Source organism: Streptomyces sp. NPDC015661 (assembly GCF_043077765.1).
Taxonomy (GTDB): Bacteria; Actinomycetota; Actinomycetes; order Streptomycetales; family Streptomycetaceae; genus Streptomyces.
Genome location: NZ_JBIBST010000007.1, coordinates 323,281 through 340,208, shown reverse-complemented (window position 1 = coordinate 340,208; position 16,928 = coordinate 323,281). Strand labels below are relative to the sequence as shown.

General features: G+C 73.1%; 16 protein-coding genes. 9 read left to right on the top strand and 7 right to left on the bottom strand.

What is annotated here, in order from left to right; translation table 11 throughout:
* Positions 1-25 precede the first annotated feature (25 nt).
* Positions 26-1,576, bottom strand: a complete 1,551-nt coding sequence (locus ACF07V_RS20945; protein ID WP_392156106.1) for a M1 family metallopeptidase — start codon at positions 1,574-1,576, stop codon at positions 26-28.
* A gap of 223 nt (positions 1,577-1,799) precedes the next feature.
* On the opposite strand from ACF07V_RS20945, the gene ACF07V_RS20940 reads away from it, so the two are divergent.
* The 3 genes from ACF07V_RS20940 (at position 1,800) to ACF07V_RS20930 (ending at position 5,555) form a co-directional block, all read left to right on the top strand.
* Entirely contained in the window at positions 1,800-3,824 is a 2,025-nt protein-coding gene (locus ACF07V_RS20940; RefSeq protein ID WP_392156104.1) for a Xaa-Pro dipeptidyl-peptidase, read from the top strand.
* Positions 3,821-5,134, top strand: a complete 1,314-nt coding sequence (locus ACF07V_RS20935; RefSeq protein WP_392156103.1) for a M14 family metallocarboxypeptidase — start codon at positions 3,821-3,823, stop codon at positions 5,132-5,134. Before ACF07V_RS20940 ends, ACF07V_RS20935 begins: the two co-directional genes overlap by 4 nt.
* Before the next feature lie 118 nt (positions 5,135-5,252).
* Positions 5,253-5,555 carry a hypothetical protein gene (locus tag ACF07V_RS20930; RefSeq protein ID WP_392156102.1) on the top strand — a complete coding sequence of 101 codons (303 nt, stop codon included), beginning with the start codon at positions 5,253-5,255 and terminating at the stop codon, positions 5,553-5,555.
* Between the two features lie 86 nt (positions 5,556-5,641).
* On the opposite strand, the gene ACF07V_RS20925 is transcribed toward ACF07V_RS20930, so the two are convergent.
* Positions 5,642-6,598: an FAD-dependent oxidoreductase gene (locus tag ACF07V_RS20925; protein WP_392156100.1), complete on the bottom strand. Its 957-nt coding sequence runs from the start codon at positions 6,596-6,598 to the stop codon at positions 5,642-5,644.
* 90 nt (positions 6,599-6,688) lie between these two features.
* Between ACF07V_RS20925 and ACF07V_RS20920 the strand changes: the two genes are divergently transcribed.
* From ACF07V_RS20920 to ACF07V_RS20905, 4 genes are read left to right on the top strand one after another with little or no spacing between them, the layout of a single operon-like run.
* Positions 6,689-7,138 carry a hypothetical protein gene (locus ACF07V_RS20920; protein ID WP_392156098.1) on the top strand — a complete coding sequence of 150 codons (450 nt, stop codon included), beginning with the start codon at positions 6,689-6,691 and terminating at the stop codon, positions 7,136-7,138.
* Between the two features lie 13 nt (positions 7,139-7,151).
* Complete coding sequence (locus tag ACF07V_RS20915; RefSeq protein ID WP_392156097.1) at positions 7,152-8,789, top strand: ABC-F family ATP-binding cassette domain-containing protein; 1,638 nt, start codon at positions 7,152-7,154, stop codon at positions 8,787-8,789.
* 28 nt (positions 8,790-8,817) lie between these two features.
* Positions 8,818-9,546: a 2-phosphosulfolactate phosphatase gene (locus ACF07V_RS20910; protein WP_392156095.1), complete on the top strand. Its 729-nt coding sequence runs from the start codon at positions 8,818-8,820 to the stop codon at positions 9,544-9,546.
* Complete coding sequence (locus tag ACF07V_RS20905) at positions 9,543-9,944, top strand: hypothetical protein (RefSeq protein WP_392156094.1); 402 nt, start codon at positions 9,543-9,545, stop codon at positions 9,942-9,944. The genes ACF07V_RS20910 and ACF07V_RS20905 overlap by 4 nt, the downstream gene beginning before the upstream one ends.
* A 73-nt stretch (positions 9,945-10,017) precedes the next feature.
* Here the strand turns inward: ACF07V_RS20905 and ACF07V_RS20900 are convergent, their stop codons facing one another.
* From ACF07V_RS20900 to ACF07V_RS20880, 5 genes are all read right to left on the bottom strand, one after another.
* On the bottom strand, positions 10,018-10,464 hold the full coding sequence (locus ACF07V_RS20900; RefSeq protein WP_392156092.1) for a DUF2690 domain-containing protein: 447 nt from the start codon (positions 10,462-10,464) through the stop codon (positions 10,018-10,020).
* A 136-nt stretch (positions 10,465-10,600) separates the two neighbouring features.
* Positions 10,601-11,050 (bottom strand): DUF2690 domain-containing protein, encoded by a 450-nt coding sequence (locus tag ACF07V_RS20895; protein WP_392156090.1) that lies wholly within the window; start codon positions 11,048-11,050, stop codon positions 10,601-10,603.
* Between the two features lie 211 nt (positions 11,051-11,261).
* A complete protein-coding gene (locus tag ACF07V_RS20890) occupies positions 11,262-13,703 on the bottom strand; it encodes a helix-hairpin-helix domain-containing protein (RefSeq protein WP_392156088.1) in 2,442 nt (813 codons plus the stop codon).
* Between the two features lie 109 nt (positions 13,704-13,812).
* On the bottom strand, positions 13,813-14,679 hold the full coding sequence (locus tag ACF07V_RS20885) for a hypothetical protein (protein ID WP_392156086.1): 867 nt from the start codon (positions 14,677-14,679) through the stop codon (positions 13,813-13,815).
* A 161-nt stretch (positions 14,680-14,840) separates the two neighbouring features.
* Positions 14,841-15,584, bottom strand: coding sequence for an enoyl-CoA hydratase/isomerase family protein (locus tag ACF07V_RS20880; RefSeq protein ID WP_392156085.1), 744 nt, complete (start codon positions 15,582-15,584; stop codon positions 14,841-14,843).
* Positions 15,585-15,650: 66 nt separating this feature from the next.
* Here ACF07V_RS20880 and ACF07V_RS20875 point away from each other — a divergent pair, with 66 nt between their 5' ends.
* Positions 15,651-16,304, top strand: coding sequence for an HdeD family acid-resistance protein (locus ACF07V_RS20875; RefSeq protein WP_392156083.1), 654 nt, complete (start codon positions 15,651-15,653; stop codon positions 16,302-16,304).
* Between the two features lie 142 nt (positions 16,305-16,446).
* Entirely contained in the window at positions 16,447-16,899 is a 453-nt protein-coding gene (locus ACF07V_RS20870; RefSeq protein ID WP_366042330.1) for an ATP-binding protein, read from the top strand.
* The last annotated feature ends 29 nt before the right edge of the window (positions 16,900-16,928 follow it).

The following is a 16,928-nucleotide window of genomic DNA, read 5'->3' as shown; positions in this document are numbered from 1 at the left end:
GGCCTCGCGGGACCGGGCCTCGGGATCAGTGTCCGGCGTGGCCCCCGGGGGCCTCGTTCTCGTGGATCGTGTTCGTCTCCGCGATCTTCTTCCACGACTTCGGCTGCGCGGGCTTCGCCGGCTTCGCGGCGGAGCGGGACGACGGCGCCGCCGCGGGGGCGGACAGGCCCGCCGCCGTCGCCGACGGGGCGGCCGGCTTCGACGGCTGGTACAGCCAGGTGTCGAAGAGACCGGCGAGCTGCTTGCCGGAGACCCGCTCCGCGTACGTGACGAAGTCCGAGACGTGCGCGTTGCCGTAGGCGTTCTCCTGCAGCCAGCCCTTCAGGATCGCGAAGAAGGTCTCGTCGCCGACCTCGTTGCGCAGCGCCTGGAGCGCCAGCGCGCCCCGGTCGTACACGGCGATGTGGAACTGGTTGTCGGCGCCCGGGTCACCCGGCTTCACCGTCCAGAACGGGTCGTCGGCCGCCCGCGTGGCGTACACGTAGTCCGCCAGCTCCTGGGCCGTGCCCTCGCCCTCCTTCTCGGACCAGAGCCACTGGCTGTAGCGGGCGAAGCCCTCGTTGACCCAGATGTCCTTCCAGTCCTTGACGGACACGCTGTCGCCGTACCACTGGTGCGCCAGCTCGTGGACGACCACCGACACGTTCGCGCCGTTGGCGAACTGCCGCGGGCTGTAGAACGGACGGGTCTGCGTCTCCAGGGCGAAACCGCTGGTCACGTTCGGCACGTAGCCGCCGAGGGAGTTGAAGGGGTACGGCCCGAAGACCGACTCCAGCCACTCCGCCACCTCGGTCGTGCGCTCGATCGAGGCGCGCGCCGCGCCCGCGTTGTCGCCGAGGTCCTTGCTGTAGGCGTTGAGGACGGGCAGCCCGTTCGCGGTCTTGTCCGTCGTGATGTCGAACCTGCCGACGGCGAGCGTCGCCAGATACGTCGCCTGCGGCTTGTTGGAGCGCCAGTTGTAGCGGGTCCAGCCGAGCTTCGAGGACTGCGACTGCAGCACACCGTTGCTGATGGCCTGGTGACCGTCCGGCACCAGGACCGACACGTCGAAGGTGGCCTTGTCCAGCGGGTGGTCGTTGGACGGGAACCACCAGACGGCCGAGTCCGGCTCCTGCGCGGCGACGCCGCCGTCCGGGGTGCGGGCCCAGGCCGACCAGCCGTCGATCTTGAACTCGGAGGGCTTGCCCGCGTAGCGGACGACCACCGAGACCGGAGTGCCCTTCGCCAGCGGGGACGCCGGGGTGACCTCCAGCTCGTGGTCGCCCGAGGCGGTGAACTTCGCCAGGCGGCCGTTCACCCGGATCTCACTGACCTTCAGACCGAGGTCCAGGTTGAAGCGGGACAGGTCCTGCCGGGTGGTGGCGAGGATCGTCGCCGTGCCCTCCAGGAGGTCCGTGGCCGGCTGGTACTTCAGGCGCAGGTCGTAATGGGAGACGTCGTAGCCGCCGTTGCCGCTGGCGGGGTAGTAGGAGTCGCCGATGCCCGGGGCGCCCGGGGTGAACGAGGCGGCCGATGCCGGGATCGCCAGCAGCAGCGAGGCCGCGAGGGCGCTCGGAACGATGAGTCTGCGGTGCACAGGTGCTCCCCAAGTCATAAGAAACGTAAGACGCGCGGGTGGTCGTCAGTCCTTAGCTCGGACCCTATTCAGCCCTCCGACGCACCGTCACGTCCAGAGGACCCCCTGTCACACGATCGCCATTCGGCCGACATGAACACGTCCGTCACCGGAGTGCCCTGAATCCCCCTGATTCCCTCCGGCACTCTTTTGCCCGGGAGTTGACCGGGGTACGTTCCGGCGCATGCCGATGCGAAAGCGGAGAACCCGCGGAGCCCGACTGACGTACGGAACCCTCGTGTCCGCGGCCACGGCCGCCCTGTTCGCCACCCTGGTCACCCCCGCCGGAGCCCGTCCGGAAGCGGTCTCGCCCTTCGTGCGCGAGTCCCGCCCGGTGCACTCGTACGCCGACGCCGTCCGCGAGTCCGTCTGGGTGGACACCGGCCTCGACGGCGACGGCGACGGGCGCGCCGACCGGGTCGCCGTCGACATCGTCCGCCCCCGTGAGCCCGCGGCGGCCGGCCGGAAGATCCCGGTCATCATGGACGCCAGCCCGTACTACGCCTGCTGCGGACGCGGCAACGAGGGCCAGAAGAAGACCTACGACGCCGACGGGAACCCCGTCCAGCTGCCGCTCTTCTACGACAACTTCTTCGTCCCCCGCGGCTACGCCTTCGTCGCCGTCGACCTCGCCGGCACCAACCGCTCCGACGGCTGCGACGACGTCGGCGGCCGCTCCGACGTCCAGTCCGCGAAGGCCGTCGTCGACTGGCTGAACGGCCGTGCCCGCGGCTACACCTCCCGCACCGGCGGGGCCCCGGCCCGCGCCACCGCCTGGAGCACGGGGAACGTCGGCATGATCGGCAAGAGCTGGGACGGCACCATCGCCAACGGCGTCGCCGCCACCGGCGTCGAAGGGCTGAAAACGATCGTTCCGATCGGTGCCATCTCCTCCTGGTACGACTACTTCCACTCGCAGGGCGCCCCGCTCTACAACGCCAACCCGAGCTGGCTCTCCGAGTACGTGAACAGCCCCGAGGCACAGGGCCGCTGCGGCGCCGTCCAGGACCGCGTCACCGCCGGCACCCCCTACAGCGGCGACTGGACCCCGGCCTGGACCGAGCGCGACCACGTGAAGGACGCGGGCAAGGTCAGGGCCAGCGTCTTCGTCGTCCACGGACAGCAGGACCTCAACGTCCGCGCCAAGCAGTTCGGCCAGTGGTGGGACGCGCTCGCCGCCCAGGGCGTCGAGCGGAAGATCTGGCTCTCCCAGACCGGCCACGTCGACCCCTTCGACTTCCGGCGCGCCGACTGGGTCCGCACCCTGCACCGCTGGTTCGACCACTACCTCCTCGGCTACGACAACGGCGTCGACCGCGAGCCCGTCGCCGACATCGAGCGCGCCCCGGACGTCTGGACCACCGACCGGCAGTGGCCGGCGGCCGGCACCGCGACCACCACCCTGCGCCCCGCCCCCGGAGCGGTCCCCGGCCCCGGCGTCCTCGGCCGCGCGCCCGCCGCCCCCGGCGCGACGGCGGCCTTCACCGACGACCCGGCCCTGGGCGAGCTGGACTGGGCCGCCCGGATCGACGACCCCACCCCGGAGAAGGCCGGGTTCGTCACCCGTCCGCTCTCCCGGGACCTGCGGATCTCCGGCTCCTCGAAGGTGACGGTCACCGCCACCCCCACCACCGCCACCGCGCACCTCTCCGCCGTCCTCGTCGACCTCGGCCCGGACACGATCCGGGACTACGGGGCCGCCGGCGAGGGGATCACCACCCTCACCGACCGCACCTGCTGGGGCGCGAGCACCCCGGGCGACAGCGCCTGCTTCAAGGAGACCGCGGCCCGCACGGCGGACGTCGCGTACACGGTCGTCAGCCGGGGCTGGGCCGACCTCGGGACCTGGGCCGACCCGCACAAGGAGCGCCCGCTGACCCCCGGCAGGGCGTACACCCTCACCGTGGACCTCGCGGCGACCGACCACGTCGTCCCGGCCGGCCACCGGCTCGCCCTGATCGTCGGCGGCACCGACAAGGACCTCATCGATCCCCCGTCGACCACCCCGACCCTCACCCTCGACCTCACCCGCACCTGGGCGAGGGTGCCGTTGGTCGGCGGTGCCGGGGCGTTCGACCGGGCGACGACGGGACCGGCCCCGGCCGTGCCCTCGCCGACCTCCGTTCCCTCCCTGACCGGCCCCGTCCCGCCGGCCGCCGTCTCCGGACCGCGTCTGCCGGGCCCCGGCCGTGAGGGAGCCGCCCGATGAACCCCCTTACCGGGCGGCGGAGTTCCCGCCGGACGCTCGCCCTCGCGGTGGGCGCCGCCGCCCTCGCCCTGCCGCTCGTCACCGTCCCCGCCAAGGCCGCGGACAGCGCGCCCGCGGGGGCCCTCCCGCGTACCGGCTTCGAGGAGAGCCGGGGCGCCCGGTGGACCACCGAGGCCCAGGAGGGGGAGTTCCTCGCGGCCGTCGACCGGGGGAGCGACCGGCTGTCGCTGCGTGAGATCGGCACCACCGGGCAGGGCCGCCCGCTGCGGCTCGCCACCCTCGGCGCGGGCGGGGCCGGCACGACCGTGCTGCTCGTCTGCAGCCAGCACGGGGACGAGCCGGCGGGCCGGGAGGCGTGTCTGAGCACCGTGCGCGACCTCGCGTACGCCCAGGACGAGGAGACCCTGCGTTTCCTCGCCCGCACCACCCTCCTCGTCGTCCCCACCGCGAACCCCGACGGCCGTGAGGCCGACACCCGGGGCAACGGCGACGGCATCGACGTCAACCGCGACCACCTCGCACTGCGCACCGCCGAGGCGCGGGCGATCGCCGCCGTCATCCGCGACCGGAGGCCCGCACTCGTCTACGACCTCCACGAGTACGGCGCCACCCCCCGCTACTACGACAAGGACCTGCTCGCCCTCTGGCCCCGCAGCCTCGACGCCGACCCGCACGTCCACGACGAGTCCCGGACGCTGTCGGAGTCGTACGTCCGGCCCGCCGCCGGGCTCGCCGGCTACAGCAGCGGCGTCTACGGCATCTGGACCGACCCCCTCACCGGCGAGCCGATCAAGCAGGTCGCCGGTGACGGCCAGGAGCGGATCCTGCGCAACACGGCCGGCATCAAGCACTCCGCCGGACTGCTCGTCGAGACCCGGGTGGACGCCCTCGACCAGGCCGAGAAGGACGATCCGGCCCTCAACCACCGGCGCCGGGTCGCCACGCAGCACGCCGCCCTGGAAGGGGCCTTCGCCTACCTGGACGAGCGGCGCGGGCCGCTCACGGCGGCCATCTCGATCGCCCGGCTCACCGGCTTCGCCGACCGGGGCCCGGTCTACCTCGGCGGCGCCGACAACGACCCGGCCGAGCCGGCGGAGATCCTCGGCGACCCGCCGTGCGGCTACCGCCTGGACGCCGCGCAGTACGCCGAGGCGGGCGACGAACTCGCCCTGCACGGCGTGACCGTACGGGCGGAGGGCGCCGGGGCGTTCGTGCCGCTGCGCCAGTCGCAGCGCGCGCTCGTCCCGCTGCTCCTGGACGCGCGGGCGACCTATCACCTCGTCAGTGGGAGTCCTGTGGAGAGGTGTTGACGATCGGGTGGCCCCGGCCCGGCGTGGCGTGATTCCGATGTTTGCCGAGGTAAAGTTACCTGCCGGTACTGACCATGCCTCGAACGGGCCGACCAGGCCCTGAAGTTGGAGAACCACCATGCGCCACATCAAGCCCGTGCGCCGGGCCCTGACGGCCCTGCTCGCCACGACGCTGCTCGCCGGGGGCGTGCTGCTCGGACAGACGGCGACCGCGGAGCCGGCCGCCGCCAAGACCGTCACCTGCAACGTCAGCAAGCTGCGGGCGGACGCCCACAAGGAGCGCGACCGGGGCAACCAGCTCAAGCGCCTCGGCGCCACGGAGGAGGCCCGCAAGGCCTTCGCCCGCGCCGACGCCCTGGAGCGCAAGGCCAAGCAGTGCGCCGACGCGGACAAGAACAGCAAGCCGCCGCTCTGGCAGTAGCAGGACACGCGGGGCGGTTGCCATCCGAAAGGACGGCAACCGCCCCGCGGTCGTTTCCGGCCCGCTTCCCGGGGACGGGGCCGTCCTCAGCCGAGGACCAGGTCCGCCGCCGCCTCCGCGCAGCCCCAGGCCACCGTCACCCCCGCGCCGCCGTGCCCGTAGTGGTGGACGAGCCGCCCGCCGCCCGGCAGCGGCACCGCCTCGATCCGCACCCCGCCCGTCCGGGCGGGCCGCAGTCCCACCAGATGCCCGAGGATCCGCGCCCCCGCGATCTCCGGCCGCACCCGCGCGCACCGCGCCACGATCGCCGCCGCCGTCGCGGGATCAGGGGTGAGCCGCTCGTCGCCCTCCTGCGCCGTCCCGCCGAGCACCAGCCGGTCGGTATGCGGGAAGAAGTACGTGGTCTCGCCCGCCGACTCGTCCGCCGCCGTGAACCACTCCTCGATCCCCGGGTTCTCCACCAGCACCAACTGCCCCCGCACCGGCCGCAGTCCGGGATCCGGTACGAGCTCCCGCGCCGCGAGCCCCGTGCAGTCGACCACCACCGGGGCGAGGGCGGCGGCCTCCCCGAAGTCCCTGACCTCGCGCTGCTCGAAGCTCCCGCCCATCGCCTCGAACCGGCCGCGCAGGAAGGCCAGATGGACCGGCATGTCGATCAGCGGCAGGCGGGCCGCGATCCCCGTCCGGTACGGCCCGGGCACCTCCTCCGGCGCCAACTGCCGCAGCCCCTCGACCTCCTTCGCCCACGGGCCCAGACCGCCGAGGACCGCGTCCGCGTGGACCCCGGACACGAACCGGACGCCGCTGCGCCCCGGACCGACGGCCAACTCCCCGTACACCCGCAGGGAGGTGAGCGCCCACGCCCCCGCCTCGGCCGCCGGCTCGATCCGGTACGGCCACCACAGGGCGCCCGCCACCGCCGAGGTCGTGCTCGGCAACGGGTCCCGGGACCAGATCCGTACCCGCAGCCCCCGCTCCGCCAGCCTGGTCGCCGTCGCGAGACCGACGACCCCGCCGCCCACCACGGTCACGTCGTTCTCCATGCCCGGACCGTACCGGGAACGGCCCGGACCGTACCGGGACCGGGACATTTCCGGGACGGTGCGGCCACGGAAGGGGGAAACACTGGAGTCATGCCGGTCCCGTACACGCCCCTCGACCTCGTCTCCGCCGCCAGCCCGGTCGGCGAGCACCTCCACCACGACTTCCTCGTCGACGGCAGGCCGCTGCTCCACCGGCTCGACGAGACCGACGGCTTCGACACCGTCTCGCCCCTCGCGGCGGACCTCCCGCCGACCGTCCGCCCCGAGGACGCGCACCGCCTCCTCCGCGCCGACGGCACCCGCCAGGTGATCCACTCCTGCCCCGACTGCGAGGACCCCGGCTGCGGCGCGGTCACCGCCGTCGTCGCCCACGAGGGCGGGGACGTCGTCTGGCGCGACTTCGCCTGGCAGACCGGCCCCGCCGACGGCCTCGTGCGCGAGGGCTACCCCGGCGTCGGCCCGTACCGCTTCCACGGCGCCACCTACCGCTCCGTGCTCCTGCGGCTCCTCGAATCCTCGGCGTGTCGCAGCGTCGCCTAGGATTCGTTCCCTGATGACTGCAACCCTCGTCGCCAAGGACCTCGCCGCCGGCCACGGCGAACGCACCCTCTTCGCCGGGCTCGACCTCGTCGTCGCCCCCGGTGACGTCATCGGCCTCGTCGGCGTCAACGGCGCCGGCAAGTCGACCCTGCTGCGGCTGCTCGCCGGGCTCGACACCCCGGAGGAGGGCGAGCTGCGGCTCTCCCCGCCCACCGCCGCCGTCGGTCACCTCCCGCAGGAGCCCGAGCGGCGCGCGGGGGAGACGGTGCGCGAGTTCCTCGCCCGCCGCACCGGGGTCGCCGCCGCCCAGGCCGCCATGGACGAGGCCACCCAGGGCCTCGTCGACGGCACGCCCGGCGCGGACGACGCGTACGCGACCACCCTGGAGCGCTGGCTGAACCTCGGCGGCGCCGACCTCGACGAGCGCGCCGAGGAGGTCGCCGACTCCCTCGGCCTCACCGTCGGCCTCGACCAGCCGATGACCGCCCTCTCCGGCGGCCAGGCCGCCCGCGCCGGCCTCGCCTCGCTGCTCCTCTCCCGCTACGACGTCTTCCTGCTCGACGAGCCCACCAACGACCTCGACCTCGAAGGCCTGGAGCGCCTGGAGGCCTTCGTGAAGGGGCTCCGCGCCGGGACGGTCGTCGTCAGTCACGACCGCGAGTTCCTCACCCGCACCGTCACCAAGGTCCTCGAACTCGACCTCGCCCAGCAGCAGATCACCCTGTACGGCGGCGGTTACGAGGCCTACCTGGAGGAGCGGGACACCGCCCGGCGCCACGCGCGCGAGGAGTACGACGAGTACGCCGGCAAGAAGGCCGCCCTGGAGGCGCGCGGCCACATGCAGCGCTCCTGGATGACGCAGGGCGTCAAGAACGCCCGCCGCAAGGCCACCGACAGCGACAAGCTCGGGCGCAACGCCCGCAGCGAGGCCAGTGAGAAGCAGGCCGCGAAGGCCCGGCAGACCCAGCGCATGATCGAGCGCCTCGACGTCGTCGAGGAACCCCGCAAGGAGTGGGAGCTGCGCATGGAGATCGCCGCCGCGCCCCGCTCCGGCTCGGTCGTGGCGACCCTGCGGGAGGCCGAGGTGCGCCGCGGCGACTTCTCCTTCGGCCCCGTCACCCTCCAGATCGACTGGGCGGACCGGGTCGCCGTCACCGGGGCCAACGGCGCCGGGAAGTCGACCCTGCTCGCCGCCCTCCTCGGGCGTCTCCCGCTGGACTCCGGCGACGCGGTGCTCGGCTCGGGCGTCGTCGTCGGCGAGGTCGACCAGGCCCGGAAGCTGTTCCACGGCACGGAGACGCTCCTGGAGGCGTTCTGCGCGGCCGTGCCCGACACCGAGCCCGCCGAGGTGCGGACGCTGCTCGCCAAGTTCGGCCTGAAGGCCGTCCATGTGCTGCGGCCGGCGACCACCCTCTCCCCGGGCGAGCGGACGCGCGCCGCGCTCGCCCTGCTCCAGGGCCGGGGCGTGAACCTGCTCGTCCTCGACGAGCCGACCAACCACCTGGACCTGCCGGCCATCGAGCAGCTGGAGTCCGCCCTCGACTCGTACACCGGCACGCTGCTGCTCGTCACCCACGACCGGCGCATGCTCGACGCGGTCCGCACCACCCGCCGCATCGAGGTGGCCGACGGCAAGGTGACCGAACTCTGATGCCGGTCTCGCCCGGACGGGGCCCGCGATGACCGTCTCCTTCGGCTGGGGCCCCGTCGAGGCGCGGGCCCTCGCCCCGGCGGCCGCCTGTGTGGTCGTGGTCGACGTGCTGTCGTTCACGACGGCCGTCGGCGTCGTGGTCGAGGGGGGCACGGCCGTCTACCCGTACCGATGGCGGGACGCCACCGCCGTGGCGTACGCGCGGGAGAAGGACGCCGCGCTCGCCGTCGGCCGGCGCGAGGCCACCGAGGCGAACCCCTGGACGCTCTCCGCGGCCGCCCTGCGCGCCGCCCCGCGGCCGGCCCGCCTGGTCCTGCCCTCCCCGAACGGATCCACGATCGCGGCGGAGGCCGCCTCGGGCGGCGCGACCGTCGTGGCCGCCTCCCTGCGCAACCCTTCGGCCGTCGCCCGCCTGCTCGCCGACCGGGGCTACGGCACGGCGGACCGCCCGCTCGCCGTCATCGCCTCCGGCGAGCGATGGCCCGACGGCTCGCTGCGCCCGGCGCTCGAAGACCTGCTGGGCGCGGGAGCGGTGCTGTCCGCCTTCGCGAGGACGCACACCCTGACCCCGGAGGCGACCGCGGCGGCCACGCTGTGGGACGCGACCGAGGACCCGGTCGCCGCCTTGCACGGCTGCGACTCGGGCCGTGAACTGTACGAGTACGGCTTTCCGCAGGACGTGGCCGTGGCCGCCGAGCTCGACGGCTCGACGGCCGTTCCGGTCCTGGTGGACGGCGCTTTCCAGGAGGCACGATGACCGACCTACTGACCCGGCTGACCGAGATGCTGGACGATCTGGACGCGGACGTGGACGAGACGATCGACCTCGCCGACGAGATCGCCGCCTCGGGCGACGCCGGTCTCCTGCCGCGCCTCCAGGCGGAGCTGGAGCGGGCCCTCGCCGAGCGGAACGCCTACGCCCGGGAACTCCTCGGCGGTGTGATCGCCTCCCTCGGCGGCGCCGACACCCTTCCGGCCCTGATCCGTGCCTCCGCCGTCGACCTCGGCGACGACCAGGACGGCCTGGCCACCGAGATCGTCGAGCTGGTCCAGGCGGACCCGAAGGAGGCCCGGCGGCTCCTCCAGCCGATGACGGAGGACGACGACCTCTCCGTCGCCAACCGCGCGGACTGGGCGCTGCGCTTCCTGCCGTGACGGAGTCCGCACGCGAAGAGGCCACAGCCCGGTGGGCTGTGGCCTCTTTCACGCGGACGCGGGGGTCAGCGGTCTACCAGAAGTTGCTGCAGGTCACGTTGCCGTTGTCGCTGATGCAGACACGGTAGTACGCGCTGGGGCTGCCGAGCATGTTGGACCAGTCGGAGCCCGCCTCGTAGGGGAACTGCACCGTGAGGCTGCGCTGGAAGTCGGTGCCGGGGCCCAGCCACTTCTCGATGGAGCCGTACCGGGGCCACCACTGGCTGCCGGAGGGGGACGTGACGCGGACCCACCCGGCCTGGCACGTGCCGGACCAGCGCAGCTCGGCCCTGAAGCCGTTGCTGTTGGTGGTGGACACCTTGGTGGTGGCGTCCTTGTCGCAGGCCTGCGAGACGGGGCCGAGGTTGTCGCAGCCGCTGCCGTAGCAGCCGGCGGCGTACGAGGTGCCCGCGAGCGGGACCAGGGCCATGGTCATCGCGGCGGCGGCCACGCCTGCGACCTTCGCGAGTGCGCGCTTCATCTGTTGCCGATACCTCCGGGAGCGGGGATTTCTCCGGACTGCCGTGGAGGCCGGAGTTGATCTTGTGATTCTGGCATGTCTGCGTCAGTAGGTAAAACGGGCGACCGTGTGCGCCCCGACGCGGGAGCCGGAGGGCCTACCAGAAGGTGCTGCAGTCGATGTGGCCCGTGCCCGTGTCCTTGATGCAGGTGCGGTAGTAGTAGCTGCTGCCGCCGAGCATGTTGGACCAGTCCGAACCCGGGTTGGGGAACTTCACCGAGAGGCTGCGCACGAAGCCGGTGCCGTAGCCCGACCACTTCTCGATGTAGCCGTACTTGTCCCACCACTGGCCACCGCTGGAGTCGGTCACGCGGACCCAGGCGGCCTGACAGGCGGCGGACCAGCGCAGCTCGGCCTTGAGGCCGCCGTCGGCGTAGGCGGTCGCCTTGGTGGTGGCGTCACCGTCGCAGGACTGAGAGACGGGGCCGAGGTTGTCGCAGCCGGTGCCGTAGCAGCCGGCGGCGTACGAGGTGCCGGCGAGCGGGATCAGGGCCATGGTCATCGCGGCGGCGGAAACTCCCGCCACCTTCGCGATCGCGCGCTTCATATGTCGTCACTACCTCTGGGAGCAGGAACATGTCGCGGCCTTCCGCGGAGGCCGGAGATGATCTTGGTTCCTTGTCCTGCGCGCGTCAATGGAAAAAACGGACGACCTGCTTCAACATCCGGTGAACGAGAGTCGTCCCCGCACACGCCCATCGGTGTGTACGGGGACGACTCCGGCAGTCCGGTCGGAAACCGCCTCCGACCTGCGGGTTCTATCGGCGCTTGCCGCCGCCCTCGCCGAGCAGGCCGGCCTTGCGGAGGGCGTCGGCCATCGCGCTGTTGGCGGGCGCCGGAGCCGCCGAGCGGTCCCGGCCGCCGCGGTCGTTCCCCTTGCCGCCCCGGTCCGCGCGGTCGTTCCGGTTCCCGCCCTCGGCCCGGCGGCCACCGCCCTGACGCTGCTGCGGCGGCCGGCCGGAGCGCTCGCCCCGGTCGCCGCCCCGCTCGCCCCGGTCACGCCGGGGCGCACCGCCCTGGCCGTCGGCGCCCGGCTCGTCGTCGAGCCGCAGCGTCAGCGAGATCCGCTTGCGCGGGACGTCCACGTCCAGCACCTTCACCTTGACCACGTCGCCGGGCTTCACCACGTCGCGCGGGTCCTTGACGAAGGTCTTCGACATCGCCGACACGTGCACCAGGCCGTCCTGGTGCACGCCGATGTCCACGAACGCGCCGAAGGCCGCCACGTTGGTGACGACGCCCTCCAGGACCATCCCGGACGCCAGGTCGCCGATCTTCTCGACGCCCTCCTTGAAGGTGGCCGTACGGAACGCCGGACGCGGGTCACGGCCCGGCTTCTCCAGCTCGCGCAGGATGTCCGTCACCGTCGGCAGACCGAAGGTCTCGTCGACGAAGTCGTCCGCCCGCAGCGAGCGCAGCGTGCCCGTGTCGCCGATCAGCGCCGCGACCTCGCCGCCGGTCGCCTTCACCATCCGGCGCACCACCGGGTACGCCTCCGGGTGCACCGCCGAGGCGTCCAGCGGGTCGTCCCCGCCCCGGATGCGCAGGAAGCCCGCGCACTGCTCGTACGCCTTCGGGCCGAGCCGTGCCACGTCCTTGAGCGCCTTGCGGGAGCGGAAGGGGCCGTTGGCGTCCCGGTGCGCCACGATGTTCTCGGCGAGGCCGCCGCTGATGCCCGAGACCCGCGAGAGCAGCGGCGCCGAGGCGGTGTTGACGTCGACACCGACACCGTTCACACAGTCCTCGACCACCGCGTCGAGCGAGCGCGAGAGCTTCACCTCGGCCAGGTCGTGCTGGTACTGGCCGACACCGATGGACTTCGGGTCGATCTTCACCAGCTCCGCGAGCGGGTCCTGGAGCCGCCGGGCGATCGAGACCGCGCCGCGCAGCGACACGTCGAGGCCCGGGAGTTCCTGCGAGGCGAAGGCGGAGGCCGAGTAGACCGAGGCGCCCGCCTCCGAGACCATCACCTTGGTCAGCTTCAACTCGGGGTGCTTGGCGAGGAGTTCGGCCGCCAGCTTGTCGGTCTCGCGGGAGGCCGTGCCGTTGCCGATCGCGACCAGTTCGACCGCGTGCTCCTTCGCGAGCCGCGCCAGTTTCTCCAGCGCCTGGTCCCACTTGTTGGCGGGCACGTGCGGGTAGATCGTGTCGGTGGCGACGACCTTGCCGGTCGCGTCGACGACGGCGACCTTCACACCCGTACGGAAACCGGGGTCGAGCCCCAGGGTCGCCCGCGTGCCGGCCGGCGCGGCCAGCAGCAGGTCCCGCAGGTTCGCCGCGAAGACCCGGACCGCCTCGTCCTCGGCGGCGGTCCGCAGCCGCAGCCGCAGGTCGATCCCCAGGTGCACCAGGATGCGGGTCCGCCAGGCCCAGCGGACCGTGTCCTGGAGCCACTTGTCCCCGGGCCGGCCCCGGTCGGCGACGCCGAAGCGACCCGCGACGATCCCCTCGTACGAGGAAGGACCCTCCGTGGGCTCCTCCGGCTCCAGCTCCAGGGCGAGGGCGTCCTCCTTCTCCCCGCGCAGCATCGCGAGCACCCGGTGCGAGGGCAGCGCGGTGAAGGGCTCGGCGAAGTCGAAGTAGTCGGCGAACTTCGCTCCCGCCTCCTCCTGGCCCTCGCGCACCTTCGCCACCAGGCGTCCGCGGCCCCACATGCGCTCGCGCAGCTCGCCGATGAGGTCGGCGTCCTCGGAGAACTTCTCGGCGAGGATCGCCCGCGCGCCCTCCAGGGCCGCGGGGGCGTCCGCGACGCCCTTGTCCGCGTCCACGAAGGCCGCGGCCGCGGCGGCCGGCTCGACGGACGGATCGGCGAGCAGTCCCTCGGCCAGCGGTTCGAGACCGGCCTCGCGGGCGATCTGGGCCTTGGTGCGGCGCTTCGGCTTGAAGGGCAGGTAGATGTCCTCCAGGCGCGCCTTGGTGTCGGCCGCCCGGATGCTCGCCTCCAGCTCGTCCGTCAGCTTGCCCTGCTCGCGGACCGAGTCGAGGATCGCCGACCGGCGGTCCTCCAGCTCGCGCAGATAGCGCAGCCGCTCCTCCAGGGTGCGCAGCTGCGCGTCGTCGAGCATCTCGGTCGCTTCCTTGCGGTAGCGCGCGATGAACGGCACGGTCGAACCGCCGTCGAGGAGCTCGACGGCTGCCCTCACCTGTCGCTCGCGTACGCCGAGCTCCTCGGCGATCCTTGCTTCGATGGACGTCGTCACGGTGTCCCGACTCGCCTTCTCGTGCCTCAAGCTTGCGAGTGCATTCTGCCGGGTCGGTCACCCGGACGCGGTAACCGACCCGTCCCGCGCGCGTCCCCGGCCCGCTCGGTCAGCCCTTGCCGACCAGGTCCGCCGGGAAGGCGCCCGCGCCGGCCGCCGCGAACAGGAAGCCGCGGCCCAGCTCGGTGAGGCGCTCGACCCCGGCCGCGCCCAGGTGCTCGTACGGGGCGGAGTCGAGCCGGTCGGTGTGGTCCTCCAGCTCGGCGCGCAGGGCCGTGCCCGACTCCGTCAGCTCGCCTTCGGCGTCGAGGAGCCCGCGCTCGCGCAGGCGCTCCGTCGCCGCCTCCCAGTCGGCCCGCTGCCAGCCGCGCGTGCCGAGGACCCAGCGCGGCGCCATGCCCTTGCCGGTGGCGGTGTGCGAGGCGAGGGCCTCGACGGGGTCGAGCCCGGCGGAGAGCAGCGCCGACAGATGGCCGTCGCCGCGGTGTTCGCGGAGCAGGGTGGCGGCGAGCCAGTAGGCGAGGTGGGGCTGCTCGGGCACCGGCAGATCGGCGTGGGCCGAGTACAGCGGCCGGGCGTGCCGGGTGCAGGCCTCGGTGGCGCGCAGGGCGAGCTCCGCCGCCTCGGCCATCTCCGGGGAGGCGACCACGTCGTCGCCGAGGAGCCGGCGCAGGGTCGCGTCGACGGTCCGCAGCCGCGCGTCGAGGACCTCGGCGGGGGAGGCGGTCTCCCAGACGGCCGGGAGGTGCCGCGCGAGGAACGCGTGGTTGTAGTTGTAGAAGGTCGCGGCGACCGTGCCCGCGCCCACCGCGCCGAGTGCGGCGCTCCGCGCGGCGAGCCGCATCGCGCTCGGGTCGGTGAAGCCGAGGGCGCCGAACTCGCGGTCCAGGTCGGGGGAGAAGTACAGCGTGGAGTGCAGCGGGTTGAGTGCGTTGTGGCAGCGGCGTCCCGCCTGCGGGGGAAGGGCAGTCGTCATGGAACCGAAGGTTACCGACTGGTCGGTACGACGGGAACAGCCGGGCCCGATCGGCAAGTCACCGCTTGGTGCCGTCGCCGTGACGGAAGAGGTGAAAGGCCCCGGCCGCGGTCGTCGCGCACGGGTGCGGCGAGACGGCGCCGGTACGGGAGGGCTGAGCCTCAGAGCCCGTACGTGAAGCGGGGCGCGCGGCGCTCCAGGAAGGCGGCGACCCCCTCGGCGGTGTCGCCGCTGCCGCGTGCCTGCTCCGCCCAGTGCTCGTCCCGGTCGAGGCGCCCGTCGGCGAACTCCTTGGCCGCCGCCTGGGTGAGCAGCGAGCGGGAGGCGAGCACCCGGGCGAACTCGGCCACCCGCTTGTCCAGCGCGCCCGCCGGATGCAGCTCGTCCACGAACCCGGTCCGCAGTGCCCGCTCGGCGTCCATCAACTCGCCCGAGAACAGCAGGTACTTGGCGGTCGAGGGCCCGACCAGGGCGGTGAGCCTGCGGGTCGAGGAGGAGGGGTAGACGATGCCGAGCTTCGAGGGCGTGATCCCGAAGCGGGCACCCTCCTCGGCGAAGCGCAGGTCGCACGCGGCGGCGAGCTGGCTGCCGCCCCCGACGCAGAAGCCCCGCACGGCGGCGAGGCTCGGCTTGGGGAAGGCCGCGAGCGCGTCCTCGGCCCGTACCGCCAGGGTCTGCTGCTCGTCGCCGGGCTCCCGCAGCCCCGCGATGTCCGCCCCGGCGCAGAAGGTGTCGCCCTCGCCGGTGAGGACCAGGACCCGGACCGCGGGGTCGGCGGCGAGCCGCTCCAGGACGGCGGGCAGGGCGCGCCACATCCCGGCGCTCATGGCGTTGCGCTTGGCGGGGTTGGCGATGACGACGGTGGCGATCCCGTCCGTGACGCTTTCCTTCAGCTGCGGCTCCATGGGCCGGATGCTATCCGCCGGACCCGAACGTACGATCAGGAAGGGGCCGATCCGAGGAGGCACCACATGGCCGAGGACGCCCGCGGGGCGCAGGCCGGCCCGGATCCGGTCCGTGAGATGGCCCGCGAGGGGAAGAAGCTCCGCCGCGACTTCAGCGGGCTGGCCGTGCTCGGCGCCCTGCTCGTGATCGGCGGTCTCGTCGGCCTCGTCTACACCGCCGCCGCCACGCTGACGTCCATGCTGCTCTTCGGCTGGCTGCTGCTCTTCGGCGGCGTCGTGGGGCTGCTGCAGGCCGTCCAGTCGCGCGGCACCAGCTACTTCTGGCTCGCCGTCGTGGTGGCCGCGCTGAACATCGCGGCCGGTGTCGTGGTCATCCGTCACCCGGAGGGCTCGGCGGAGGCGCTGACGATGTTCGCCGCCCTGCTGTTCCTCACCGGCGGGCTGTTCCGGCTGGTGGGCAGTCTGGTGGTGCGGGGGCCGCAGTTCGGCTGGACGCTGTTCCAGGGCGCCTTCGGACTGCTGCTTGGTCTGCTGGTGCTGTTCGACTGGCCGGACAGCAGCCGGTACGTCCTCGGCGTCTTCTTCTCGCTCGCCCTGCTCTTCGACGGTCTCGGCCTGATCGCGATCGGGGTGGGCGGCCGACGGATCGTCCGTATGGTGACCCCTTCGGCTCCCGATGCCGCCCCGCCTCCGGAGTCCTCAGAAACTGCGCAGGAGTAGTCGAACAACTGACGTTGGCATACTCAGCCGATCAGAAGGTGGCCGATAAGTGTCGACTTCTGGTCAGTAGGCCGGTCGACCCGCGCGCATTGCCAAGACTCGATCCGTGGCGAGAATCGAGCACGAGGGCGGGAACGGGACCGTGGAGACGCACGGAGGCGTCCCCGCCCGGCAACCGTCCTACGAAGGAGTCTGGCGCTTCACCGCTGCAGCGGTCGACGTCTCCGTCCCGCAGGCCCGGCACGCCGTACGCGACCTGCTGGTCCGCCAGGGAGTCCCGGTCCATGAGGAGATCATGGACGGCCTGCTGCTGATCGTCTCCGAACTGGTGACCAACGCCGTGCGGCACGCGGCGCTGCTCTCCCCGGAGATAGCGGTGGAGGTCGCGATCGGCCCCGAGTGGGTCAGGGTGTCCGTCGAGGACAACCACCCGTACCGGCCCAAGGCACTGGAGGCGGACTGGGGGCAGACCGGCGGCCGGGGGCTCCTCCTGGTCCGCGAGATCGCCCAGGAGGCCGGCGGCGCCTGCGACGTCGAGCACACCGCGAGCGGCGGGAAGATCATCTGGGCGGCGCTGCCCCTGGGGCCCGTCTGACGGACACCCCCTGGCCCCGATGGCACCGG

Coding starts and splice junctions, on each gene's coding strand:
- ACF07V_RS20940 (WP_392156104.1), top strand. CDS start 1,800: ATGCCGATGCGAAAGCGGAGAACCCGCGGAGCCCGACTGACGTACGGA.
- ACF07V_RS20935 (WP_392156103.1), top strand. CDS start 3,821: ATGAACCCCCTTACCGGGCGGCGGAGTTCCCGCCGGACGCTCGCCCTC.
- ACF07V_RS20930 (WP_392156102.1), top strand. CDS start 5,253: ATGCGCCACATCAAGCCCGTGCGCCGGGCCCTGACGGCCCTGCTCGCC.
- ACF07V_RS20925 (WP_392156100.1), bottom strand. CDS start 6,598: ATGGAGAACGACGTGACCGTGGTGGGCGGCGGGGTCGTCGGTCTCGCG.
- ACF07V_RS20920 (WP_392156098.1), top strand. CDS start 6,689: ATGCCGGTCCCGTACACGCCCCTCGACCTCGTCTCCGCCGCCAGCCCG.
- ACF07V_RS20915 (WP_392156097.1), top strand. CDS start 7,152: ATGACTGCAACCCTCGTCGCCAAGGACCTCGCCGCCGGCCACGGCGAA.
- ACF07V_RS20910 (WP_392156095.1), top strand. CDS start 8,818: ATGACCGTCTCCTTCGGCTGGGGCCCCGTCGAGGCGCGGGCCCTCGCC.
- ACF07V_RS20905 (WP_392156094.1), top strand. CDS start 9,543: ATGACCGACCTACTGACCCGGCTGACCGAGATGCTGGACGATCTGGAC.
- ACF07V_RS20900 (WP_392156092.1), bottom strand. CDS start 10,464: ATGAAGCGCGCACTCGCGAAGGTCGCAGGCGTGGCCGCCGCCGCGATG.
- ACF07V_RS20895 (WP_392156090.1), bottom strand. CDS start 11,050: ATGAAGCGCGCGATCGCGAAGGTGGCGGGAGTTTCCGCCGCCGCGATG.
- ACF07V_RS20885 (WP_392156086.1), bottom strand. CDS start 14,679: ATGACGACTGCCCTTCCCCCGCAGGCGGGACGCCGCTGCCACAACGCA.
- ACF07V_RS20880 (WP_392156085.1), bottom strand. CDS start 15,584: ATGGAGCCGCAGCTGAAGGAAAGCGTCACGGACGGGATCGCCACCGTC.
- ACF07V_RS20875 (WP_392156083.1), top strand. CDS start 15,651: ATGGCCGAGGACGCCCGCGGGGCGCAGGCCGGCCCGGATCCGGTCCGT.